Genomic DNA, 24,126 nt, shown 5'->3' on the forward strand with positions numbered 1-24,126 from the left:
CGACTGACAGGAGTCCATATGCGTCGTTTGTTTTTTTCCTTGCTGATGTTCTGCGTTTTGCCCGCCTGGGCAGACGGCCATGACCAGTTGTACAAGGTCGCCGGCTGGGCCGAACAACGTGCGCATTTCAATGACGCCCTCAGTGCCGCCCAGCAGCGCTATCGCAATAGTCTGCCGCCGGCGGTGTACCAGGCGCTGGTGGACAACAGTAATAAACGCTTTGCCGCCCAGCCCATGGACCAACGTGCCGAGGCGCAACTGCGCAAGCACCTGGCGGACCCCAAGCCCGCCCTGGCGTTCTTCCAGTCGCCATTGGGACGCAAGATTGTCGCAGCCGAACTGCTCGCCACCCGCCGCGACCAGTTGGCGAAAAACGCTCAGGGTTTGCCCAGGATCGAAGCCGACGCCACCCGCAGCCTGATCATCGGCCACTTGGCCCAGGCCCTGCCTGCCCGCGAAGCCGGCGCCGAAGTGAGCCTGGCGATCGCCGGTGTGGCCGCTGACAGCTTGAGCCAGATGATCCCCGGCCTGCTCGGCGGCGGTCAGGCCCAGGGTATGTTGAATGGACAGCGCGAGCGTTTGATGCAGCAGATCGGCAATGACCTGAACAACACGCTGCTGTATGTCTATCGCGATTTGTCTGACCCTGAACTGGAAGAATTCGCAACGTTTGCAGAGTCGCCGGAGGGCAAGGCGTACTATCAGGCGGCGTTGGCGGCGATTCGTGCGGGACTGGCAGTCGGCCAGAGCACCTCCAGCCTGGCGCCGTAAAATAAGGACAGGCGCCCGCCCCCTCTCACCGTTGGATCGCCTTACTTGAGATGGTCCGTCAAATACTGGAAGTATTCTTCGCGAATCTCCGGAATCTCATTGGCCAAGTGATGCCGACCACGCTTGAGCATCAACATCTCAGGCTGATCGAACTTGCCGCGCAGCACCTGCAGGTTGTGCTGCCAGTCCACCGTCATGTCTTCCTCACCCTGCACGATCAACGGTCGCCGCGAACTGCGCGGCGCCGCTTCGATGCGTTTGATCCAGCGCGACAGTGCCCCCACCCAGGCGGTGGGCAGTTGGCGCGGCTGGAGCGGGTCGGCTTCCAAAAAGGGTTTGAATTCAGGGTCGTTAGTGTTCTCGCTGAACCGCCGCGCGATGCCGTTGACGAATGGGCGCAGCAGGTAATAGCTCAGCTGTGACCAGCCCCAGGCACGCGGGCGCACCAACGGTGACAACAAAAAGGTCTTGCCCTGGGCCGGACTGTCGGCGCCGTGGTGGAGTAAATGGTCCACCACCACCGCGCCACCAGTGCTCTGCCCGAACAAGTGCCAGGGTTGCGGCAGTTGCAGGGCCTCGGCCTGGGCAAACAGCGCCTGCACCACCTGCTGATACACCGCAAAGTCATCGATGCTGGCTCGGGCGCCGCTGGACAGGCCATGGCCCGGCAGGTCGCAGGCGATCACCACGAAACCCTGATCCAACGCCCAATCCACCACGTGGCGATACAAGCCCATGTGGTCGTAGAAGCCATGGAACAGGAACATCGTCGCCACCGGCACCGGCGGCCACCACACCTGGGCCACCACCGTGAACCCGTCCACCTCGAAACGTCCCAGACGGCTCACGGCCGGCACATTGCGTGCAGCCAGATCCAGGCCGTAGAAACGCTGGTACACCCGCGCCTCGGCGCTGAGCGGTTGCGCATCCACCAGGGGGCGCAAGCTGTCGCGCAGATGATCGGGGTCAAAGGTGACGGGCATAAAGGGTTCCAGACTTGCGGCGAAGATGAATATCGAGCTGCGATATTCATCTGTCAGGGCAAGCATGGCAAGCTACGCGACCTTCGAGGATAGATCTGAATGCGACAGCCCTACCGTACCGCCCTGTTCGCCAGCCTGATCCTGGTTATCTGCGCCGGCGTGCTGTGGGCCGCGTATGACTGGTTCCAGGGCCGCTACCTGCGCGCCTTCAGCGAACACACGGCCGTGTTTTCCGGCGACCCGCTGCGCCTGCCCGCCGAATTGAGCGGCCCGGGCCCGATCCGTCTGGTGCACTTCTGGGACCCGGCCTGCCCGTGCAACGTCGGCAACCAGCAGCACCTGGGCGAATTGATCGAGCAGTACGCGCCCCAAGGGGTGGAGTTCTACGCACTGCAAAAGCCTGGCAGCCACGGCCAACTGCCCGACAACCTGCGCCACATGAAAACCCTCGCCGCCCTGCCCGGCGCCGACCAAGTACCGGCCAGCCCGGCCGTGGGCATCTGGGATCGCAATGGCAAACTTGCGTACTTCGGACCCTACAGCGAAGGGCTGACGTGCAATTCGAGCAACAGCTTTATCGAGCCGATCCTCAAAGCCCTTGGCGCGGGGCGCGAAGTGAATGCCACGCACACCCTGGCGGTGGGCTGCTATTGTTCGTGGCCTGAAGATCGTTAGTCACTCCATTGCAGGTAAGGACAGTCCATGAAGCGCGTCTTGCGGGTTCTCGCGGTTCTACTGGTGTTGATCGGCCTCGGCGCCGGTTGGTACGTGTACAGCAAGCAGCCCACCCGCCAGGGCACGGTCACGCTGGCCAACCTGCAAGGCTCGGTCACGGTGCGCTATGACGACCGTGGTGTGCCGCATATCCGCGCCGAAAACGAGGCCGACCTGTATCGCGCCCTGGGCTATGTGCATGCGCAGGACCGGCTGTTCCAGATGGAAATCATGCGGCGCCTGTCCCGTGGCGAACTGGCCGAGGTGCTGGGGCCCAAGCTGCTCGAGACCGACAAACTGTTTCGCAGTCTGCGCATTCGTGAGCGCGCCTTGAGCTACGTGGAACACATGGACCACGAGTCCGCCGCGTGGAAGGCCCTGCAAGCCTACCTGGACGGCATCAACCAGTATCAGGACAGCCACGCCAGCCCCATGGAGTTCGACGTACTGGGCATCCCCAAGCGCCGGTTCACCGCCGAAGACACCATCAGCGTCGCCGGTTACCTGGCCTACAGCTTTGCCGCAGCGTTTCGTACCGAGCCTCTGCTGACTTACGTGCGCGACGAGCTGGGCAGCAATTACCTGAACGTCTTCGACCTCGGCTGGCAACCCAAGGGCGCGCTCAACCTGGCCGCCAGCGACTGGCAGACCCTGGGCGCCATCGCCGCCCTGAGCGACCAGGCACTGGCCGATAACGGCTTGCCGCAGTTCGAAGGCAGTAACGCCTGGGCCGTCAGCGGCAGCCGCACCAAAAGCGGCAAGCCGCTGCTGGCGGGTGACCCCCATATCCGGTTCTCGGTGCCATCGGTGTGGTACGAAGCGCACTTGTCGGCGCCGGGCTTTGAGCTGTATGGCTATCACAACGCACTGGTGCCGGTGGCGTTCCTGGGGCACAACCTGGATTTCGGTTGGAGCCTGACCATGTTCCAGAACGATGACCTCGACCTGATCGCCGAGAAGGTCAACCCGGCCAACCCCAATCAAGTCTGGTACCACGAGCAGTGGGTCGACATGACCAGCAGCGAGCAGCAGATCGCCGTGAAGGGCCAGGCACCGGTCACCCTCACCCTGCGCCAGTCGCCCCACGGGCCGATCATCAATGACGTGCTCGGTGAGAGCGCCGGCAAGACGCCGATCGCCATGTGGTGGGCGTTCCTCGACACCCAAAACCCGATCCTCGACGGGTTCTACCAGCTCAACCGCGCCGATACCCTGGCCAAAGCGCGCGCCGCGGCGGCCAAGGTCTCCGCGCCGGGGCTGAATATCGTGTGGGCCAACGCCAAGGGCGACATCGGCTGGTGGGCGGCGGCACAGTTGCCGATCCGCCCGGCACGCGCCGCGGCCGGGTTTATCCTCGACGGCAGCACCGCCCAGGCCGACAAGCTGGGCTTCTACCCCTTCAGCGCCAACCCCCAGGAAGAAAACCCGGCACGCGGGTATGTGGTGTCGGCCAACGCCCAGCCGGTGTCGCCCACTGGCATGGAGATCCCCGGCTATTACAACCTGGCCGACCGGGGCCAGCAGTTGAACGCGCAGTTGAGCGACAAAAGCGTGAAGTGGGATGTGGATAACAGCCAGGCCTTGCAACTGGGCACCACCACCGCGTTCGGCCCGCGCCTGCTGGCGCCGCTGTTGCCGGTACTGCGTGAGGTGGTCAAGGACCCGGCGCAATTGAAACAGGTGGAGCAATTGGCCACGTGGAAAGGCGACTACCCACTCGATTCCACGAGCGCCACGCTGTTCAACCAGTTCCTGTTCAACCTGGCGGATGCAGCTTTCCACCCGAAGCTGGGCGATGCCATGTTCAAGACCCTGCTCAGCACCCGCGTGATCGACGCCGCCCTGCCACGCCTGGCGGCCGACCCTGCTTCGCCCTGGTGGGACGACAAACGCGCCGACACCGTCAAACTTGCCTGGGACAACAGCCTGGCGCACCTCAAGGCCACCTTCGGCGACGACCCGGCCCAATGGCAATGGGGCAAGGCGCACACCCTCACCCACGGCCATCCGCTCGGTTCGCAAAAACCCTTGGACCTGATCGTCAACGTCGGCCCCTTCCCGGCGCCCGGCAGCCACGAAGTGCCGAACAATCAGTCGGCCCCTATCGGCCCGGCGCCTTGGCCGGTGACCTACGGGCCGTCGACCCGCCGTCTGATCGACTTCGCCGACGTGGCCCATGCCCTGACCATCAACCCCGTCGGCCAAAGCGGGGTACCGTTTGACCGCCACTACAGCGACCAGGCGCAAACCTACATCGAAGGTGGGTACGAACAGGCGCACTTCACCGACGAGGAAGTCACGGCGAATACCCGCGGCACGTTAAAGCTGATGCCTGCCCGATAGCTCGGCCCGGCAGGTGCCGGGCGTAGCCGAGTCGAAGTGCAAGCAAATGTGGGAGGGGGCCTGCCCCGATAGCAGGGAGTCAGTCACTGCAGCATCGACTGATCCACCGCCATCGAGGGCAAGCCCCCTCCCACCTTTTGCGCCTGTTACGGCCGTTAGACCGGCGCCGGAGCCCGACGCTTGTCCGGCTGTTGCCAGCCATCTGCGGCGGCTTCTTCAATCGCCTGCTGAATGGCCTTCTTACGGTGTTCTTCGGCACGACGGCTGAAGAACCACACCAGGAAGGTCACCAGCGACACCGCCAACAGGATCAGGCTCGCCACGGCGTTGATCTCGGGCTTGACCCCAAGGCGCACGGCCGAGAACACTTCCATCGGCAAGGTAGTCGAGCCCGGGCCCGACACGAAGCTGGCCAGTACCAGGTCATCCAGGGACAGCGCGAACGACATCATGCCGCCCGCAGCCAGGGACGGCGCGATCATCGGGATGGTGATCAGGAAGAACACCTTCCACGGCCGCGCCCCCAGGTCCATCGCCGCTTCTTCGATCGACAGGTCCAGCTCACGCAAGCGCGCCGACACCACCACCGCTACGTACGCGGCACAGAAGGTGGTATGGGCGATCCAGATGGTGACAATGCCACGCTCTTGGGGCCAGCCGATCATCTGCGCCATGGCCACGAACAGCAGTAATAGCGACAGACCGGTGATCACTTCCGGCATGACCAAAGGCGCCGTCACCAGGCCGCCGAACAGCGTGCGACCCTTGAACTGGCTGATGCGCGTAAGCACGAACGCCGCCAAGGTGCCCAGTGCCACCGCCGCCACCGCCGTATAGCAGGCGATCTCAAGCGAACGCGCCACCGAGCCCATCAGTTGGGTGTTGTCCAACAGGCCCACGTACCACTTGATCGACCAACCGCCCCACACCGTCACCAGCTTGGATTCGTTGAACGAATAGATCACCAGAATCAGCATTGGCAGGTAGATGAACAACAACCCCGCCACCAGCATGAAGCTTGAGAAACTGACGCGCTTCATATCTTGCCCTCCATTTCTTTGGCTTGGCTGCGGTTAAACAGAATGATGGGCACGATCAAAATCGCCAGCATCACTACCGCCAGGGCAGACGCCACCGGCCAGTCACGGTTGTTGAAGAACTCTTGCCACAATACTTTACCGATCATCAGGGTTTCCGGGCCGCCGAGCAGTTCCGGAATCACGAACTCGCCCACCACCGGGATAAATACCAGCATGCAGCCGGCGATGATGCCGTTCTTGGACAGCGGCACGGTGATCTTCCAGAAGCTGTTGAAGGTGCTCGAACCCAGGTCAGAGGCCGCTTCCAGCAGGCTCTGGTCATGCTTCACCAGGTTGGCGTACAGCGGCAGGATCATGAACGGCAGGTACGAATAAACCACGCCGATATACACCGCGATGTTGGTGTTGAGGATCTGCACCGGCTCGTTGATCAGCCCCATGGACATCAGGAAACCATTGAGCAGGCCGTTGTTGCTGAGGATGCCCATCCAGGCGTACACACGGATCAGGATCGCGGTCCAGGTCGGCATCATGATCAGCAGCACCAGCACGGTCTGCATCTCTTTGCGCGCGGTGGCAATTGCGTAGGCCATCGGGTAGCCGATCAACAGGCACAGCAGCGTGCTGAAGAACGCCATTTTCAGCGAACCCAGGTAGGCGGCGATGTACAGCTCGTCACCGGCGAGCAAACCGTAGTTGGCCAGGTTCAGCACGACCTGCAGCTTTTGCTCAACGTAGGTGTAGATCTCGGTATACGGCGGGATCGCCACGTCGGCTTCGGCAAAGCTGATTTTCAGTACGATGAAAAACGGCAGGGCAAAGAATAGGAACAGCCACAGGAACGGTATCCCGATGACCACCTGCTTGCCGCTGGGGACGATGCGGTGCAAGCGCCGCTTGAGCTTTTTCATGTTCATGAGCGAAGTACCACGCCGCTGTCGTCTTCCCACCAGACGTACACCTGATCACCCCAGGTCGGCCGCTGGCCGCGGCGCTCGGCGTTGGCGACGAAGGACTGCACCAGCTTGCCGCTTGGCAGCTCCACGTAGAACACCGAGTGGCCGCCCAGGTAGGCGATGTCGTGCACCTTGCCGCTGGACCAGTTGTGTTCACAGGTCGGCATTTCGGTGGTCACCAGCAGCTTTTCCGGACGAATCGCATAGGTCACCGACTTGTCTTCCACCGAAGTGGGGATGCCGTAACCTACGTAGATATCGCGGTCCAAGTCCGGGCATTTGAGCACCGCGTGGCCTTCGGCATCGTCCACCACTTGGGTGTCGAAGATGTTGACGTTGCCGATGAACTCGCACACCAGGCGGCTGGTAGGGGTTTCGTAGATGTCGATCGGGCTGCCGATCTGGGCGATCCAGCCCAAGTGCATGATCGCGATACGCTCGGCCATGGTCATGGCCTCTTCCTGGTCGTGGGTCACCATCACGCAGGTCACGCCCACGCGCTCGATGATCTCCACCAGCTCAAGCTGCATCTGCGAGCGCAGCTTTTTGTCGAGGGCGCCCATGGGCTCATCGAGCAGCAGCAGTTTCGGGCGCTTGGCCAGGGAACGCGCCAGGGCCACACGCTGGCGCTGGCCGCCGGACAACTGGTGCGGCTTGCGCTTGGCGTATTGGCTCATCTGCACCAGCTTGAGCATCTCGGCCACACGAGCGTCGACCTCAGCCTTGGGGATCTTGTCCTGCTGCAGGCCGAAGGCGATGTTCTGCGCGACGGTCATGTGCGGAAACAAGGCGTAGGACTGGAACATCATGTTGATCGGCCGCTCGTAGGGCGGCATGTCGGTGATGTCCACACCGTCGAGGTAGATGCGACCTTCGGTGGGGCGTTCGAAGCCTGCGAGCATGCGCAGCAACGTGGATTTGCCCGAACCCGAACCGCCGAGCAAGGCGAAGATCTCGCCTTTCTTGATTTCCAGGGACACATCGTCCACGGCAATCGTCTCGTCGAACTTCTTTGTGACCCGGTCGATTTTGACCAGCACCTTTTTCGGTGTCTGGTCGCCCTCGAGGGCTTTCTTATAGGCGCCGGAGGCAACTGCCATTTACGAAACTCCCAAAAAAAATGGTGCAGTTCGCCCGAGGCGGACGAACCCAGGATAGTTTGAGCCTTACTTGCCCGTCTTGATCTTGGTCCAGCTACGGGTCATTAAACGTTGCACTTTCGGGGGTAGCTCGAAGTTGACGAATGTCCGCTCGAGAACCGCCTGCGGTGGGTAAACCGCTTCGTCGGTGCGTATCGATTGCTCCATCAGTTTGTCCGCCCCTGGGTTAGGGTTGGCATAACCGACGTAATCACTGACCTGGGCGATGACCTCAGGTTGCAGCAAATAGTTGATGTAGGCATGGGCCTCTTTGACGTTGGTGGCATCCTTGGGGATCGCCAGCACGTCAAACCACAGGTTGCCGCCTTCTTTCGGAATCGCGTAGGCGATGTTCACGCCCTTGCCCGCCTCTTTGGCGCGGGCCTTGGCCTGGAACACATCACCCGAGAAACCGGCCGCCACACAGATGTTGCCGTTGGCCAGGTCCGAGATGTATTTGGAGGAATGAAAGTAGGTCACGTAGGGCCGCACTTTAAGCAGCTTTTCTTCGGCCTTCTTGTAGTCTTCAGGGTTGGTGCTGTTGGGGTTCAAACCCATGTAGTTGAGCACCGCCGGCAGCATTTCATCAGCCGAGTCCATGAACGACACGCCACAGGTGGCCAGCTTTTTCATGTTTTCCGGCTCGAACAGCACCGCCCAGGAGTCGATCTTGTCGACGCCCAGCACTTGCTTCACTTTGTCGACGTTATAACCGATGCCATTGGTACCCCACAGGTACGGCACGGCGTACTGATTACCCGGATCGTTTTTCTCCAGGCGCTTGAGCAACGCCGGGTCAAGATTCGCGTAGTTCGTCAGCAACGACTTGTCGAGCTTCTGGAACGCCCCGGCCTTGATCTGTTTGCCGAGGAAGTGGTTGGACGGCACCACCACGTCATAACCGGTACGCCCGGCCAACAACTTGCCTTCCAGGGTTTCGTTGGAATCAAACACGTCATACACGGGCTTGATGCCGGTGGCCTTTTCGAAGTTGGCCAGGGTGTCGTTACCGATGTAGTCCGACCAGTTATAAATATGCACCGTCGGTGCAGCCTGCACGCTGACAGCCAGCGTGATACCTGCGCCCACCAGCATGGCTTGACGAAATAAAGAAATTGGCAAGTGGAGGTCCTCTTAAATAGTTGGGCCTTGAAGTGGCTGCCCGGCAACAAAACCGGCGCGCAACTTACCCTCGATAAACCGATCCGGCAAAACTTTCTGTCATTTAATGTGTGGGAGGGGGAGATTTCCCCCTCCCACCGGTTTTACGGCTTACTTGCCGGACTTGATCTTGGTCCAGCTGCGCGTCATTTCACGCTGGGTGGCAGCAGGCAAATCAGCAATGGCGTAGAGCTTGGCTTGCACATCCGCTGGCGGGTAGATACCTGGATCGCTGGTGATGTCTTTATCAACCAGTGCCGTGGCTTTCTCGTTACCGTTCGGGAAACGCACGCTGTTTGTGATCGAGGCCATGACTTCCGGCTTGAGCAGGTAGTTCATGAACTTATAAGCAGCGTCGACGTTTTCGGCATCTTTAGGGACAGCGACCATGTCGAAGAAGCTACCGGCGCCTTCTTTCGGAATGTCGTAGGCCACTTTGACCTTGCCGCCGGCTTCAGCCGCGCGGGACTTGGCCTGCTGGATATCACCCGAGTAACCCACGGCCACGCAGATGTTGCCGTTGGCCAGGTCCGAGATGTACTTGGAGGAGTGGAAGTAGCCGATAGAAGGACGGATCTTGAGGAACAGATCTTCGGCTTGCTTGAGGTCGGCTTTTTTCTGGCTGTCGGTTGGCAGGCCCAGGTAATGCAGCGCGATCGGCAGCATTTCGGTCGGCGAATCGAGGAAGCTCACGCCGCAGCTTTTAAGCTTGGCGATGTTTTCTGGCTTGAGCAGCACGTCCCACGAATCGATCTTGTCCACGCCCAGCGCGGCCTTGACCTTGTCCGGGTTGTAGCCGATGCCGATCGAGCCCCACATGTACGGGAACGCGTGCTTGTTGTCCGGGTCGCTGACCGACACGGCTTTAAGGAGGGATTTGTTCAGGTTGCCGTAATTGGATAACTTGGACTTGTCCAACTCCTGGTAGACACCGGCCTTGATCTGCTTGGCGAGGAAGTTGTTCGACGGTACGACGATGTCGTAACCGGACTTGCCTGCCAGCAACTTGGCTTCGAGGGTCTCGTTGCTGTCGAACACGTCGTACACCACTTTAATGCCCGACTCTTTTTCAAAGTTGGCGATGGTGTCCGGTGCAATGTAGTCGGACCAGTTGTAGACGTGCAGCACTTTATCGTCTGCCTGGGCCGCGCCCGCGATTGCGCCCATCAGGGACAAGGCGAGGAGGGTCTTGCCAGCGTTCTTCAAACCTAATGCCTTCATTTGGTGATGCTCCAATTTTTTCTTTTTTGGGCCACGTTTTTTTATGTTCAGCGGCCCTTCCAGAGGGCAACAAAACAGGGCGACAGTCTGGCAAGTTCAGGGGCCGGCTTTCAACCAAAGCCCCTACATTTATAACTGCCCAGTGTGCTTGGCACTGAGCCTAGCACTTAGCCCTGCAATGCTTCCAAAGTCAGGTCCAGGCACTTGCGCGCCTTGGTCACCAGTTCGTCGATTTCTGCCTTGCTGATCACCAGCGGCGGCGAAATGATCATGGTGTCGCCCACGGCGCGCATGATCAGGCCGTTGTTGAAACAGAAGTTGCGGCAAATCATGCCCACGCCTTTGCCTTCATAACGCTTGCGGGTGGCCTTGTCTTGCACCAGCTCGATCGCACCGAGCATGCCCACACCACGAACTTCGCCCACCAACGGGTGATCAGCCAGCTCCCTCAGACGCTTTTGCAAATACGGTGCCGTTTCGTCGTGAACGCGGTTAACGATTTTCTCTTCGCGCAGGATGCGGATGTTTTCCAGGGCAACCGCCGCAGCCACCGGGTGGCCGGAGTAAGTGAAACCGTGGTTGAAATCGCCACCTTCGTTGAGCACTGCCACAACGTCATCGCGCACAATCAGGCCGCCCATCGGGATATAGCCCGAGGTCAGGCCCTTGGCGATGGTCATCATGTGCGGCTTGAGGTCGTAGAAATCGCTGCCGAACCATTCGCCGGTACGGCCGAAACCGCAGATCACTTCGTCGGCGATAAACAGGATGTCGTACTTGGCGAGAATTTCCTTGATGCGCGGCCAATACGTGGCAGGCGGCACGATCACGCCGCCGGCACCCTGGATCGGCTCGGCAATAAAGGCGCCGACGGTGTCCACGCCCAGCTCGAGGATTTTCTCTTCCAATTGATTGGCGGCCCAGACCCCGAACTCATCGGGGCTCATGTCGCCGCCTTCGCCGAACCAGTACGGCTGGGCAATGTGGGTGATGCCAGGGATCGGCAAGTCGCCCTGCTCGTGCATATAAGTCATGCCGCCCAGGCTGGCGCCGGCCACGGTCGAGCCGTGGTAGCCATTCTTGCGGCTGATGATGGTTTTCTTGTTCGGCTGGCCTTTGATCGCCCAGTAATGGCGGACCATGCGCAACATGGTGTCGTTGCCTTCGGAGCCGGAACCGGTGAAGAACACGTGGTTCATGCCGGCCGGCGCGATGTCGGAAATGGCCTTGGCCAGTTCCAGCACCGGCGGGTGAGCGGTCTGGAAGAACAGGTTGTAGTACGGCAGTTCTTTCATTTGCTTGGCGGCGGCGTCGGCCAGTTCATCGCGACCGTAACCGATCGCCACGCACCACAGGCCGGCCATGCCGTCGAGGATTTTGTTGCCTTCGCTGTCCCACAAGTACACGCCGTGGGCTTTGGTGATGATCCGCGGGCCTTTCTCTTTCAATTGCTTGAAGTCGCTGAACGGCGCCAGGTGGTGATCACTGCTCAAGGCTTGCCATTCGCGGGTTTGCGGGTTGTTGCTGGACATACCAATCTCCTAGACTTTTCAGTGAAGGGCGCTCGGGTTGCCCCGGGCGCCCGGCGCATCAGACGGCGAAGAGCAGGAATTCCCGCTCCCACGAACTGATCACGCGCTTGAAGTTTTCATGCTCGGCCCGCTTGACCGCGACGTAGCCTGTGATGAATTTCTGACCCAGGTATTTCTCGATGGTCTTGCTGTTTTCCATACGCTCCAGGGCGTCTTCGATGGTCAAAGGCAGGCGCAGGTTGCGGCGCTCGTAACCACGACCCACCACGGGTGCGCTCGGGTTGTGGCCTTCGACCATGCCGATGTAGCCGCACAACAAGCTGGCGGCAATCGCCAGGTACGGGTTGGCATCGGCGCCCGGCAGGCGGTTTTCCACGCGACGGTTCTGTGGGCCGGCATCCGGCACGCGCAGGCCGACGGTACGGTTTTCTTCACCCCACTCCACGTTCACCGGTGCCGAGGTGTCGGGCAGGAAGCGACGGAACGAGTTCACGTTGGGGGCAAACAGCGGCAGCAGTTCGGGAATGAATTTCTGCAGACCGCCAATGTGGTTGAGAAACAGCTGGCTCATGGTCCCGTCTTCATTGGAGAAGACGTTCTTGCCGGTGGCGATGTCGATGATGCTCTGGTGCAGGTGCATCGCGCTGCCGGGCTCGCCGGTCATCGGCTTGGCCATAAAGGTGGCCGCCACGTTGTGCTTGAGCGCGGCTTCACGCATGGTGCGCTTGAACACCAGGATCTGGTCGGCCAGGGACAGCGCATCGCCGTGACGGAAGTTGATTTCCATCTGCGCGGTGCCGTCTTCGTGGATCAGGGTGTCGAGGTCCAGCTCTTGCAGTTCGCACCAGTCGTAGACGTCTTCGAACAGCGGGTCGAATTCGTTGGCCGCTTCTATAGAGAAGGACTGGCGACCCGTCTCCGGACGCCCGGAACGGCCGATCGGCGGTTGCAGCGGGAAGTCCGGATCTTCGCAGCGCTTGGTCAGGTAGAACTCCATCTCCGGCGCCACGATGGGCTGCCAGCCGCGGTCGGCGTAGAGCTTGAGGACTTTCTTGAGCACGTTGCGCGGCGACAACTCGATGGGGTTGCCTTGCTTGTCGTAGGTATCGTGGATCACTTGGGCGGTCGGCTCGATGGCCCAAGGCACCAGGAACACGGCGTTCTGGTCGGGACGGCAGATCATGTCGATGTCGGCCGGGTCGAGCAATTCGTAATAGATATCGTCTTCGACGTAGTCGCCGGTCACGGTCTGCAACAGAACGCTCTCGGGCAGACGCATGCCTTTTTCGGCGATGAACTTGTTGGTCGGCGAAATCTTGCCCCGGGTGATGCCGGTCAGGTCGCCAATCATGCATTCGACTTCTGTGATCTTGTGGTCTTTCAACCAATCGGTGAGCTGGTCGAGGTTGTTACTCATAAATGCCTCTGGGCTGGGTTTCCTGGCATCCGTTAAAGGCCAGGCGTTGGTTGACGCAGCATCCGCGTCGTTTTTTCGTTCAGGGTAGGAGCTTACCTGCCATTTGCTGCAACGTTGCATTCCTCAGGCCAAAGTTGTGCAGAATCATGATCGCCCGCGCAGAGAGAGGCCGATCGGGGGCAGGTGAGGAGGCAAAGAAGAGGTTTGACTGGCCGTCAAGAATATTGGCCGGAGCATAGGCATTCACGCGGGGCGAACGGACTGCGGGCAACGCCTGGCACAAGCAGGCAGAGACGCCGAGTGGCGGCAGGTGAAACATGAAACACCCCGGTATTATTGCTGTTATGGGTTTGAATCGAGCTTAGCCTTGTTCATTTTTTTACACAACACCCCCGTAAAAAATACAACACGGCCCGCTCAAGCCCGCGAGTCCCAAGCCGGTCAAACCCGTAAAACCGCCCCAAAACCCCGCAAAAAAGCCACCAGAGCGCTTTTTTAGGGCAAAAAAGGCCTCGCTTGACTTCGGCATGCCGTTCGGGTTGACTGAAACCAGAAAAGATCAATGATTGATATTTTTAACAACAAAGGTGTTGCATCATGTCGGTACCCCCGCGTGCCGTTCAGCTTAACGAAGCGAACGCGTTCCTTAAGGATCATCCTGAGGTTCTGTACGTAGACCTTCTAATTGCGGATATGAATGGTGTGGTGCGCGGCAAGCGCATCGAACGCACCAGCCTCCACAAGGTTTACGAGAAGGGCATTAACCTGCCTGCCTCTTTATTTGCCCTGGATATCAACGGCTCAACGGTGGAAAGCACCGGCCTGGGTCTGGACATCGGTGATGCTGACCGAATCTGTTATCCAATCCCCGACACCCTGTGCAATGAGCCCTGGCAAAAGCGCCCTACCGCGCAATTGCTGATGACCATGCACGAACTTGAAGGTGAACCTTTCTTCGCCGATCCGCGCGAAGTCCTGCGCCAAGTCGTCAGCAAATTCGACGATCTGGGTCTGACCATCTGTGCCGCCTTCGAGCTTGAGTTCTACCTGATCGACCAGGAGAACGTGAACGGCCGGCCACAACCACCCCGCTCGCCGATCTCCGGCAAACGCCCGCACTCGACACAGGTCTACCTGATCGATGACCTCGACGAATACGTCGACTGCCTACAGGACATTCTGGAAGGGGCCAAAGAGCAAGGTATCCCGGCTGACGCCATCGTCAAGGAAAGTGCCCCGGCGCAGTTCGAAGTGAACCTGCACCACGTGGCCGACCCGATCAAGGCCTGCGACTACGCGGTACTGCTCAAGCGCCTGATCAAGAACATCGCCTACGACCATGAGATGGACACCACCTTCATGGCCAAGCCTTACCCAGGCCAGGCAGGCAACGGGCTGCACGTACACATTTCGATCCTGGACAAAGACGGCAAGAACATCTTCGCCAGTGAGGATCCCGAGCAGAACGCCGCATTGCGTCATGCGATCGGCGGTGTGCTGGAGACCCTACCCGCCCAGATGGCGTTCCTTTGCCCCAACGTCAACTCCTACCGTCGTTTCGGCGCACAGTTCTACGTGCCGAATTCGCCGTGCTGGGGCCTGGACAACCGCACCGTGGCGATTCGCGTACCAACCGGCGCGTCCGATGCCGTACGTATCGAACACCGTGTGGCCGGTGCCGACGCCAACCCTTACCTGCTGATGGCTTCGGTCTTGGCAGGCGTGCACCACGGTCTGACCAACAAGATCGAACCGGGCGCACCCGTGGAAGGCAACAGCTACGAGCAAAACGAGCAGAGCCTGCCGAACAACCTGCGTGATGCGCTGCGCGAGTTGGACGACAGCGAGGTCATGGCCAAGTACATCGATCCTAAATACATCGATATCTTCGTCGCCTGTAAGGAAAGTGAGCTGGAAGAGTTCGAACACTCCATCTCCGACCTTGAATACAACTGGTACCTGCATACCGTGTAAGCGGTTGCTGTATTAAATGTTGTGGTGAGCAGGCTTGTCCTGCGCCGGGCTGCTAAGCAGCCCTAAACACCAACGCCGAGTTCTTTCAGAAGAACTCGGCGTTTTTTATTGGGGCCGCTTCGCAGCCCGGCGCGGGACAAGCCCGCGCACCACGGCAAGCCGGCTCAACGCATAAGCACACTCACCACAGCCTCCTCCCAGGTATGGATCATCCTCAAGCTCTGCGTACAATGCGCTCTGCCTTGTAGGAGACTTCCATGACCACCCGCCCCGCCGCTGCCCCTCGCAAACCCCGCGCCCGCAGCCAGGCCCGGATTGATGCGATTCTTGACGCAGCCCGCACCTTGCTGGCCGCCGAAGGCGTGGCCGGGTTGTCGATCTACAGCGTGGCCGAACGCGCGCAGATTCCGCCGTCGTCGGTGTATCACTTTTTCGCCAGTGTGCCGGCGCTGTTGGAGGCCTTGACGGCCGATGTTCACGCGGCGTTTCGCGCAGCCATTCAGGCGCCGATCGATCACGACTCACTCAAACACTGGCGCGACCTGTCCTGCGTGATCGAGCAGCGCATGCTCAGCGTGTACAGCCAGGACGCCGCCGCCCGCCAGTTGATCCTGACGCAGCACGGCCTCACCGAAGTGACTCAGGCAGATCGACAACATGATCTGGAGCTGGGGGATTTGATGCTGGAGGTCTTCAACCGACACTTCGAGGTGCCGGCTTTACCCCATGACGTGGACGTGTTCGCCCTGGCGCTGGAGCTGAGCGACCGCGTGTACGCGCGCTCGGTGCATCAGCACGGGCAGATCACACCGCGCATGGCGGAAGAAGGCATGCGCGTGTTTGATGCGTATGTGGGACTGTATTTACCGGCTTACCTGCCCAAGCGCTGACGAGGTCGACCTCATCAAGGGCAAGCCCTCGATGACGGCCTCAAAAACAACGCCCCTTACAACTTGGCAATCGACACCTCGGTGGATTTCACAAAGGCGATCACTTCGCTGCCAATCACCAACTCCAGCTCTTTGACCGAGCGCGTGGTGATCACCGAAGTCACGATGCCCGATGCCGTCTGCACGTCGATTTCCGACAGTACGTCGCCGACCACGATTTCCTTGATGGTGCCTTTGAACTGGTTACGTACGTTGATGGCTTTAATAGTCATGCGATTTCTCCTCGAGTCGAAATAGCGGCAAGCTCGAAGCGTGCCGCTGCTTTATTGCGCCCAACGCAGTTGCGTGGGCAGCGGTGAAACAGGTTCGGGTTCCGGCGGGGTGCCGGGTAACGCCAGCACACGGTTGAGCACTTCGGCTTCCAGCGCGGCCAGGCGGTGGGAGCCACGGGCCCGTGGGCGGGGCAGGTCGACGATCAGGTCCAGGCCGATTTCGCCGTCTTCAATCAGGATGACCCGGTCGGCAATCGATACAGCCTCACTGACGTCGTGGGTCACCAGCAACACGGTGAAACCGTGCGTGCGCCACAGGTTTTCGATCAGTTGCTGCATCTCGATGCGGGTCAGTGCATCCAGCGCGCCGAGCGGCTCATCGAGCAGCAACAGGCGCGGCTGGTGGATCAACGCACGGGCCAGGGCCACGCGTTGCTTCTGGCCACCGGACAAGGCTGCCGGCCATTCATGGGCGCGCTCAGCGAGGCCGACCGCCTCCAGGGCTTGCAGCGCTTTAGGGCGCCAGTTGCCTTTAAGGCCCAGGCCCACGTTGTCGATGATCTTTTTCCAGGGCAGCAAACGGGCTTCCTGGAACATCAACCGAGTGTCTTCGATTGCCTCGCAAAGCGGCGCGGAACCGGCCAGCAGCTCGCCATCAGTGGCGTTGTCCAGGCCGGCCAGCAGGCGCAGCAAGGTGCTTTTGCCGCAACCGCTGCGCCCCACCACCGCCACGAACTGGCCCGCCGGAATGTGCAGATCAATCCCTTTGAGCACTTCACGGGCACCGAACGACTTGCGCAGTTTGCGCACCGCCAGTGGGATCCCTTTGAGCAGGCGCGCAGGTTGTTGAGCCGTCATGCCGCACCGCCTTTATTCACTTGATACGCCGGATGCCAACGCAGCCACACACGCTCCAGACCGCGCGCGGCCAGGTCGGCCAATTTGCCGAGGATCGCGTACATCACGATGGCCAGCACCACCACGTCGGTCTGCAGGAATTCACGGGCGTTCATCGCCAGGTAACCGATGCCTGAGCTGGCCGAGATGGTTTCCGCCACGATCAGCGTCAACCACATAAAGCCCAGGGCAAAGCGCACACCCACCAGGATCGACGGCAGCGCCCCCGGCAGGATCACCTGCCAGAACAGGCTGAAGCCGGACAACCCGTAACTGCGCGACATTTCCACCAGCGCCGGGTCGACGTTGCGGATGCCGTGATAGGTGTTGAGGTAAATCGGGAACAGCGTGCCGAGGGCCACCAGGAAAATCTTCGCGGTTTCGTCAATGCCGAACCACAGGATTACCAGCGGGATCAGCGCCAGGTGCGGCACGTTGCGGATCATCTGCACCGAGCTGTCCAGCAGGCGCTCGCCCCACGCCGACAAACCGGTGATAAACCCCAGCGCCAGGCCGATGCCGCCGCCGATCACAAATCCCAGGCCCGCGCGCCAGCCACTGATGGCCAGGTGCGTCCAGATTTCACCGCTGGCCACCAGGCGAACCCCGGCGTCAATGACCGCGCTGGGAGCCGGCAGGATGCGCGTCGACAACCAGCCCGCCGACACCGACAACTGCCACACCGCAAGCAACAAAACCGGCAGCACCAAGGGCGCGACACGATGGCTTATTTTTTCGTAGCTCATAACGCCGCCTCAGCTCTGTGACGCGGCTTTGGGCAGGATGTCGTTGGCGACCATTTCGCCGAACGGGCTCACATAGCCGGCGCTCTTGGGCAACTCCGGACGCTCGATATCCAGGTGCGGGAACAGCAGTTCGGCGACGCGATACGACTCTTCCAGGTGCGGATAACCAGAGAAGATAAAGGTGTCGATACCCAGCGCGGCGTACTCCTTGACCCGCGCGGCGACGGTGGGGCCATCGCCCACCAACGCCGTACCGGCACCGCCGCGCACCAGGCCGACGCCGGCCCACAGGTTGGGGCTGACTTCCAGGTTGTCGCGGCTGCCGCCGTGCAACGCTGCCATGCGCTGCTGGCCGACCGAGTCGAAGCGCGCCAGGGAAGCCTGGGCACGGGCGATGGTGTCGTCGTCCAGATGGGAGATCAGCTTGTCGGCCGCCTTCCACGCTTCATCGTTGGTTTCGCGCACGATCACATGCAAGCGAATACCGAAACGCACGGTACGCCCCAGCTTGGCGGCCTTGGCCCGTACCTGTTCGATTTTCTCGGCGACAGCCGCCGGCGGCTCGCCCCAGGTCAGCACCATCTCCACTTGTTCGGCGGCCAGGTCCTGGGCCGCTTCCGAGGAGCCGCCGAAGTACAGCGGCGGACGTGGCTGCTGGATCGGTGGGTAGAGCAATTTGGCGCCTTTGACGCTGATGTGTTCGCCGTCGTAATCCACGGTTTCGCCTTCCAGCACGCGGCGCCATATACGGGTGAACTCCACTGACGCCTGGTAGCGCTCTTCATGACTGAGGAACAAGCCGTCGCCGGCCAACTCTTCCGGGTCACCGCCGGTCACCAGGTTGAACAACGCACGACCGCCGGACAGACGATCCAGGGTCGCCGCCTGACGCGCGGCCACCGTCGGCGAGATGATCCCGGGGCGCAGGGCGACGAGAAACTTCAAGCGCTGGGTCACCGGGATCAGCGAGGCGGCCACCAGCCAGGAGTCTTCGCAGGAGCGCCCGGTGGGAATCAACACCCCACCGAAGCCGAGACGGTCGGCGGCCTGGGCCACTTGCTGCAGGTAACCGTGATCGACAGCGCGGGCGCCTTCGGCAGTGCCGAGGTAATGGCCGTCGCCGTGGGTAGGCAGGAACCAGAAAATAGTGAGGCTCATGGAGTTGTCTCCTGAAGAAAGTCGGATTACGGCGCTTTGGCCACAGCGGCCGGTGGCGTCCAGATCACGTCCTTGATGCTCAAGGGTTTAGGGATCAATTTGAGTTGGTAGAAGCTGTCGGCGATTTTTTGTTGGGCGGCGACCACTTCAGGCGTGAGAAACAGCGCGCCGTAGCCCTGGCGCTTCACCGAGGTCAGGGTGATGTCAGCCGGCAGGCCGAGCAGCGGTGCGACTTGTTCGGTGACTTCCTGCGGGTTGGCCTTGGACCATTCGCCCACTGCACGCACTTCTTCCACCAGTGCCGTGATCACGTCCGGGTGTTGCTCGGCATACGGCTTGGTGGCCAGGTAGAACTGGTGGTTGTCGGCAATGCCGGTACCGTCACGCAGGGTGCGGGCTTGCAATTGTTTCTCGGCGGCGGCCTGGTACGGGTCCCAGATCACCCAGGCGTCCACGCTGCCGCGCTCGAACGCGGCGCGGGCATCGGCGGGCGGCAGGAAAACGGTCTGCACGTCGGTGTATTTCAGGCCGGCGTCTTCGAGGGCACGTACCAACAGGTAGTGCACGTTGGAGCCTTTATTGAGCACGATTTTCTTGCCCTTAAGCTCGGCCACGGATGTGATCGTCGAGTCCTTGGGTACCAGGATCGCTTCACTGGTCGGCGCGGGCGGCTCGTAGGCGACGTAGAGCAGATCGGCACCGGCCGCCTGGGCGAACACGGGCGGGGTTTCGCCGGTCACGCCGAAGTCGATGGAACCGACGTTCAGGCCTTCGAGCAATTGCGGCCCACCGGGAAACTCGGTCCACTGCACCTGCACGCCTTTGGCGGCCAGGCGTTTTTCCAGGGTGCCCTTGGCTTTGAGCAGCACCAGGGTGCCGTATTTCTGATAACCGATCCGCAAGGTCTCGGCGGCTTGGGCTTGAACAATGGCGCCGAAGGACACAGCCGCAGCAAACAGTGCGACCAGGCCACGACGCAAAATGACAGTGCGCATGGCGCTCTCTCCAATTATGCGATGAGGGTTTTGGCTGCACCTGCTTGGCCGTTGGCGGCTGAGTAAGGTGAGTGTTTCTTAAAGGGGTGAGGCTTAGATGCTCCAGCGAGCAGTCAACAAACGATCATTCAATACATGGGGGTCCAGCGGTTTCGGGCGACGGGCCATGGCGCTGTAGAGCGTTTCAAGCGCCTCGTGCAAACGCTGCTCGAGCACCGGCACCAGTTGCGCCTGAACGCTGCCCTCGCCATAGGCGATCTGGCTGTCTTCGGCAAAAATGCCGTGGAGCAATTCCTGGGCCTTCAGCGCCGACAGCACCGGTTTCAAGGCATAGTCCACTGCCAGCATGTGGGCGATGCTGCCGCCCGTGGCCATCGGCAACACGACCTTGTGGGCCAGCGCGCGTTCAGGCAGCAGGTCGAGCACGGTCTTCAGCGCCCCGGAGAATGACGCCTTGTACACCGGCGTGGCGATCACCAGGCCGTCGGCGTTAGCCACCTGTTGCAGCAGGTCGATGACCTTTGGGCTGTCGAAGCGTGCGTGCAGCAGGTCTTCGGCCGGGAAGTCCCGTACCTGGTAACTCACCACTTCAACGCCTTTGTCTTGCAACCATTGACGGGTTTTTTCCAGCAGGACCCCGGAACGGGAACGCTGACTGGGACTGCCTCCAAGTGTGACGACCAACATGCAGGGATTCCTTGAGCAAGTGCCGGCGGTTCGCTGGGTGGGCGATGGCGCCAAGATGGAACAGACCTTATCAGTAGATTTATATATCTATAAATCTTATTTTTTCATTTGTTTATTCTTTAATTGCATATACGGTTTTGAAGTCACCAGACGAAAAAAAGGCCGTGGAAACGGCCTGAAAACCCCTGTGTCATTCAGCTTGAAAGGCGGTGCATTTGGTGACGCCATCGGGGACAAGCCCCCGAGCTTCAGCGATTGGGTTGTGGGGTGAGCCGCAGATAGGGCTTCACTGCCTTGTAACCCTTGGGAAAGCGCTTGTTGATCTCTTCTTCATCCTTGAGCGACGGCACGATCACCACATCATCACCGTCCTGCCAGTTGGCGGGCGTGGCGACCTTGTGGTTGTCGGTCAGCTGCAGCGAGTCGATAACCCGCAGGATTTCATGGAAGTTACGCCCAGTGCTGGCCGGATAAGTAATCGTCAGGCGAATCTTTTTGTTCGGGTCGATCACGAACAAAGAACGCACGGTAAGGGTGTCACTGGCGTTCGGGTGGATCAGGTCGTACAGGTCCGAGACCTTGCGGTCAGCGTCAGCCAGGATCGGGAAGTTGACCACGGTGTGCTGGGTTTCGTTGATGTCTTCAATCCACTTGTGGTGCGAGTCCACCGGGTCGACCGACAGGGCGATGGCCTTGACGCCACGCTTGGCGAATTCATCCTTGAGCTTGGCGGTAAACCCCAGCTCGGTGGTGCACACCGGGGTGAAGTCCGCCGGATGGGAAAACAACACGCCCCAGCTGTCGCCCAGCCATTCATGAAAGCGAATCTTGCCGGCGCTGGAATCCTGTTCGAAGTCGGGGGCGATATCGCCCAGTCTTAGGCTCATGGTGTGGCTCCTGATGAATACTTATGGAGCCTACTGTGCATGGATTGCAGATTATTTAAAAAGAATAAATATCGATTTATCTAGACGATAAAAGAATATTAAAAATGTGTTCATTGGACGCGGGAAAGGGCGAGGTGCAACATCGCTTTCAAGGTTCGAGAAGGCCTTGAGACGCTGTAAAGAGGGGTTCAGGAAGGGCTTGCGGGGGTTTAGCCCGACTTGAAAAGCAAGACACCTTGCCCGGCGTTGCGCCGGGCAAGGTTTTACGGTCTTACAACAGCTTTACGCTATTACAGCAGTGGCAGCGAGTAGCTGACGATTACGCGGTTTTCGTCTTGGTTGCGCTGACCGGCAATATCGTTGCGCCACATGGCGTTTTTCCAGGCCACACCGACGTTCTTGAACGTACCTTCTGGTACGACGTAGGCAACAGTGATGTCACGCTCCCACTCGTTCGCGCCATTGGAGTTTGTTTGGACCTGGGCAACACCCACTCGACCGCGGGTATCGATATTGTCGCCACGCAGGTAAACCACACCAGCAGTCAAACCTGGCACACCCACTTTAGCGAAGTCATACGCGTAGCGAGCTTGCCATGTACGTTCGCCAGCACGGGCAAACTTGGAGATCTGCGAGTCAGTGGTCAAGTAAGCCGACGAACCGTCGCCTTGGTTCAACCATGGGAAGTCGCTGTCACCGTTGCTGACCTGATAACCACCACCGAAGGTGTGACCGGCCACCGAATACAGGAACAAGCCGCTGTACAGGTTGTTGTCGACTTTACCTTTGGTGACGTTAGCGCCAGCAGCGGTAGTGCCGTAATCACCGGTGGTGAAGTAGTTGGCGTCGTGGCTGTTGGCACCGTCAGCGCGGCTATTGAAGTAGCGCAAGTCGGTTTTCAACACGCCTGGACCAATCGCCCAGTTGTGCAGCAAGCCCAGGAAGTGCTGTTTGTAGAACTGATCCAGATTGCCGTAGTAGTACTGGGCAGTCAGGTCTTTGGTGATCTTGTAGTCGCCACCAGCGTAGTAGAACTTGTTGGTGTCGCGGCCAGCAGCTGTACGGCCGTTGGCACCCGCGAGAGACAGGTTCTCGACGTTGCTGGAGTTACGACCCTTGGCTTTTTCGATCTGACCGGCAACCAGCGTCAGGTCCTTGATGTCGTTGGTGGTGATCTGGCCACCCTGGAAAGTTTGCGGCAACAGACGACCGTCGTTGGTGACGATGACCGGCAGCTTAGGCTGCAAAGTACCCAACTTCAGTTCGGTCTGGGAGATCTTGACTTTAGCGGTCAGGCCCAGGCTGGAGTAGTTATCAACGGCTTCGCCATTGGACTTGCTCGGGAAAACCGTACCGCCGTAAGAGCCAGCATTACCAGTCGACGCAGCGGTGGCGCCGTTGGTGCCACCACCCGAATCCAGACGCACGCCCAGCAGGCCGATAGCGTCAAGACCGAAGCCTACGGTGCCTTGGGTGTAACCGGAGATGAAGCGCAGGTCAAAAGCTTGGCCCCACTCTTCCGCCTTGTTCTGCGCGCCGGCCGCTTTGGTAGCGTCGTCACGGTTATCAGTGTTGATGTAGAAGTTACGCAAGCCCAGTGTGGCCTTGCTGTCTTCGATGAAACCGGCCGCGCCTGCGTGCTGGGCGATTGCGCCCAAAGCTACAGCCAAAGCCAAGGTGGACTTCTTCATGTACCGCTCCTCTCGTTTCTAATTTTTGTATTTCTTTGGTCTCGGGTCTGACGCCCTCGATCCACAGATGCGCGATTAGCACCGGATAGTGACTGGCAAGTCAATCGTAACCTTGTGTGTCTACTACCTTGGTCTAATCACCGTTGATTTGGTCCCTGCAGGGTAATGAGTTTTTCATACACCCAAAAAGAATTATTTCATTCTTTTTCATACGATCCAGGAATAAGCATTTGCATAGCGCGGTCCAGCCAGGGAAGACTCGACGCTGCATAAGCTAATTCCTAAAGGGTATTTGTTAGCACTTTTTTAGATCGATCAGTATGGACGCTCTGCCGCATACGTCACCCACGATCAAAAAGGCGACGCCATGATGGCGAAAGGCATATCCTCCCGTCAATTTGTTACAGTTTTTGTGTCACTAATAATTTCTTTCGCTGTCCAGGGCCGCTTTGACAGCCGGCCGCGAGTACTCACCGCCCCTGCGCCGGGCGATAGACACATCGGCAACCTCGGTTCAAGCCCCCCGGCGGCGGCAGACTTGCGCCATTTAGCCAACGTCGTCTTCAACATATCGGCGCAAATCAGTACTTCTAAAGCATGGGTAGTGCGTAAGGCACAGCAAACCGAAGCGCTGCTCAAAGGCGGCACAGCG

General features: G+C 59.9%; 22 protein-coding genes and 1 pseudogene. 7 read left to right on the top strand and 16 right to left on the bottom strand.

The genetic code is table 11. From position 1 onward, the window contains the following. Nucleotides 1-18: 18 nt before the first annotated feature. Complete coding sequence (locus tag KZX66_RS17340; RefSeq protein ID WP_248081620.1) at nucleotides 19-771, top strand: DUF2059 domain-containing protein; 753 nt, start codon at nucleotides 19-21, stop codon at nucleotides 769-771. A 41-nt stretch (nucleotides 772-812) separates the two neighbouring features. Here KZX66_RS17340 and KZX66_RS17345 read toward each other — a convergent pair whose 3' ends face one another. After that, complete coding sequence (locus KZX66_RS17345; protein ID WP_248081622.1) at nucleotides 813-1,754, bottom strand: alpha/beta hydrolase; 942 nt, start codon at nucleotides 1,752-1,754, stop codon at nucleotides 813-815. A gap of 99 nt (nucleotides 1,755-1,853) precedes the next feature. Here KZX66_RS17345 and KZX66_RS17350 point away from each other — a divergent pair, with 99 nt between their 5' ends. Together KZX66_RS17350 and KZX66_RS17355 are read left to right on the top strand one after the other, a co-directional pair. Next, nucleotides 1,854-2,429, top strand: a complete 576-nt coding sequence (locus KZX66_RS17350; RefSeq protein ID WP_248081624.1) for a DUF6436 domain-containing protein — start codon at nucleotides 1,854-1,856, stop codon at nucleotides 2,427-2,429. Between the two features lie 27 nt (nucleotides 2,430-2,456). Continuing rightward, on the top strand, nucleotides 2,457-4,811 hold the full coding sequence (locus KZX66_RS17355; RefSeq protein ID WP_248081626.1) for a penicillin acylase family protein: 2,355 nt from the start codon (nucleotides 2,457-2,459) through the stop codon (nucleotides 4,809-4,811). Nucleotides 4,812-4,966: 155 nt separating this feature from the next. On the opposite strand, the gene KZX66_RS17360 is transcribed toward KZX66_RS17355, so the two are convergent. The 7 genes from KZX66_RS17360 to KZX66_RS17390 form a co-directional block, all read right to left on the bottom strand. Continuing rightward, nucleotides 4,967-5,851, bottom strand: coding sequence for an ABC transporter permease subunit (locus KZX66_RS17360; protein WP_003176774.1), 885 nt, complete (start codon nucleotides 5,849-5,851; stop codon nucleotides 4,967-4,969). Next, nucleotides 5,848-6,768 (bottom strand): ABC transporter permease subunit, encoded by a 921-nt coding sequence (locus KZX66_RS17365; RefSeq protein WP_248081628.1) that lies wholly within the window; start codon nucleotides 6,766-6,768, stop codon nucleotides 5,848-5,850. Before KZX66_RS17365 ends, KZX66_RS17360 begins: the two co-directional genes overlap by 4 nt. After that, complete coding sequence (gene potA / locus KZX66_RS17370) at nucleotides 6,765-7,907, bottom strand: polyamine ABC transporter ATP-binding protein (RefSeq protein ID WP_248081630.1); 1,143 nt, start codon at nucleotides 7,905-7,907, stop codon at nucleotides 6,765-6,767. The genes KZX66_RS17365 and potA overlap by 4 nt, the downstream gene beginning before the upstream one ends. A 66-nt stretch (nucleotides 7,908-7,973) precedes the next feature. Then, nucleotides 7,974-9,068 (bottom strand): polyamine ABC transporter substrate-binding protein, encoded by a 1,095-nt coding sequence (locus KZX66_RS17375; RefSeq protein ID WP_282445973.1) that lies wholly within the window; start codon nucleotides 9,066-9,068, stop codon nucleotides 7,974-7,976. Between the two features lie 150 nt (nucleotides 9,069-9,218). After that, nucleotides 9,219-10,313: a polyamine ABC transporter substrate-binding protein gene (locus KZX66_RS17380; RefSeq protein WP_282445978.1), complete on the bottom strand. Its 1,095-nt coding sequence runs from the start codon at nucleotides 10,311-10,313 to the stop codon at nucleotides 9,219-9,221. A gap of 182 nt (nucleotides 10,314-10,495) precedes the next feature. Continuing rightward, the gene (locus tag KZX66_RS17385) at nucleotides 10,496-11,860 is read right to left on the bottom strand and encodes an aspartate aminotransferase family protein (protein WP_248081634.1); all 1,365 of its coding nucleotides are present in this window, start codon (nucleotides 11,858-11,860) and stop codon (nucleotides 10,496-10,498) included. Nucleotides 11,861-11,918: 58 nt separating this feature from the next. Beyond that, nucleotides 11,919-13,277, bottom strand: a complete 1,359-nt coding sequence (locus tag KZX66_RS17390; protein ID WP_057014226.1) for a glutamine synthetase family protein — start codon at nucleotides 13,275-13,277, stop codon at nucleotides 11,919-11,921. Nucleotides 13,278-13,874: 597 nt separating this feature from the next. Between KZX66_RS17390 and KZX66_RS17395 the strand changes: the two genes are divergently transcribed. Together KZX66_RS17395 and KZX66_RS17400 are read left to right on the top strand one after the other, a co-directional pair. Continuing rightward, entirely contained in the window at nucleotides 13,875-15,251 is a 1,377-nt protein-coding gene (locus KZX66_RS17395) for a glutamine synthetase family protein (RefSeq protein ID WP_201140833.1), read from the top strand. A gap of 257 nt (nucleotides 15,252-15,508) precedes the next feature. Next, nucleotides 15,509-16,141 (top strand): TetR/AcrR family transcriptional regulator, encoded by a 633-nt coding sequence (locus tag KZX66_RS17400; protein ID WP_248081636.1) that lies wholly within the window; start codon nucleotides 15,509-15,511, stop codon nucleotides 16,139-16,141. A gap of 56 nt (nucleotides 16,142-16,197) precedes the next feature. On the opposite strand, the gene KZX66_RS17405 is transcribed toward KZX66_RS17400, so the two are convergent. The 6 genes from KZX66_RS17405 to ssuE all read right to left on the bottom strand — a co-directional run bounded on the left by KZX66_RS17405 (nucleotide 16,198) and on the right by ssuE (nucleotide 20,896). After that, nucleotides 16,198-16,413, bottom strand: a complete 216-nt coding sequence (locus KZX66_RS17405) for a TOBE domain-containing protein (protein WP_003176783.1) — start codon at nucleotides 16,411-16,413, stop codon at nucleotides 16,198-16,200. A gap of 51 nt (nucleotides 16,414-16,464) precedes the next feature. After that, nucleotides 16,465-17,271, bottom strand: a complete 807-nt coding sequence (ssuB, locus tag KZX66_RS17410) for an aliphatic sulfonates ABC transporter ATP-binding protein (protein ID WP_248081638.1) — start codon at nucleotides 17,269-17,271, stop codon at nucleotides 16,465-16,467. Then, nucleotides 17,268-18,056 (bottom strand): aliphatic sulfonate ABC transporter permease SsuC, encoded by a 789-nt coding sequence (ssuC, locus tag KZX66_RS17415; RefSeq protein WP_248081640.1) that lies wholly within the window; start codon nucleotides 18,054-18,056, stop codon nucleotides 17,268-17,270. Before ssuC ends, ssuB begins: the two co-directional genes overlap by 4 nt. Before the next feature lie 9 nt (nucleotides 18,057-18,065). Then, entirely contained in the window at nucleotides 18,066-19,214 is a 1,149-nt protein-coding gene (gene ssuD, locus KZX66_RS17420) for an FMNH2-dependent alkanesulfonate monooxygenase (protein WP_248081642.1), read from the bottom strand. 26 nt (nucleotides 19,215-19,240) lie between these two features. Then, nucleotides 19,241-20,209, bottom strand: a complete 969-nt coding sequence (locus tag KZX66_RS17425) for a sulfonate ABC transporter substrate-binding protein (protein WP_248081644.1) — start codon at nucleotides 20,207-20,209, stop codon at nucleotides 19,241-19,243. A gap of 93 nt (nucleotides 20,210-20,302) precedes the next feature. Beyond that, a complete protein-coding gene (gene ssuE / locus KZX66_RS17430) occupies nucleotides 20,303-20,896 on the bottom strand; it encodes an NADPH-dependent FMN reductase (protein WP_248081646.1) in 594 nt (197 codons plus the stop codon). Between ssuE and KZX66_RS17435 the strand changes: the two genes are divergently transcribed. After that, nucleotides 20,883-21,167, top strand: a complete 285-nt coding sequence (locus tag KZX66_RS17435; protein WP_248081648.1) for a hypothetical protein — start codon at nucleotides 20,883-20,885, stop codon at nucleotides 21,165-21,167. The genes ssuE and KZX66_RS17435 overlap by 14 nt on opposite strands. On the opposite strand, the gene KZX66_RS17440 is transcribed toward KZX66_RS17435, so the two are convergent. Together KZX66_RS17440 and KZX66_RS17445 are read right to left on the bottom strand one after the other, a co-directional pair. After that, nucleotides 21,145-21,783 (bottom strand): peroxiredoxin, encoded by a 639-nt coding sequence (locus tag KZX66_RS17440; protein ID WP_248081650.1) that lies wholly within the window; start codon nucleotides 21,781-21,783, stop codon nucleotides 21,145-21,147. The two genes, KZX66_RS17435 and KZX66_RS17440, sit on opposite strands and share 23 nt — an antisense overlap. A gap of 290 nt (nucleotides 21,784-22,073) precedes the next feature. Continuing rightward, nucleotides 22,074-23,474, bottom strand: a complete 1,401-nt coding sequence (locus KZX66_RS17445; protein WP_248081652.1) for an OprD family porin — start codon at nucleotides 23,472-23,474, stop codon at nucleotides 22,074-22,076. 370 nt (nucleotides 23,475-23,844) lie between these two features. On the opposite strand from KZX66_RS17445, the pseudogene tauA reads away from it, so the two are divergent. Next, nucleotides 23,845-24,084 (top strand): annotated as a pseudogene (gene tauA, locus KZX66_RS17450) (taurine ABC transporter substrate-binding protein); the annotation flags it as partial. Nucleotides 24,085-24,126: the final 42 nt, after the last annotated feature.

This window comes from Pseudomonas sp. EYE_354, assembly GCF_023148575.1.
In the GTDB taxonomy this organism is placed as follows: Bacteria; Pseudomonadota; Gammaproteobacteria; order Pseudomonadales; family Pseudomonadaceae; genus Aquipseudomonas.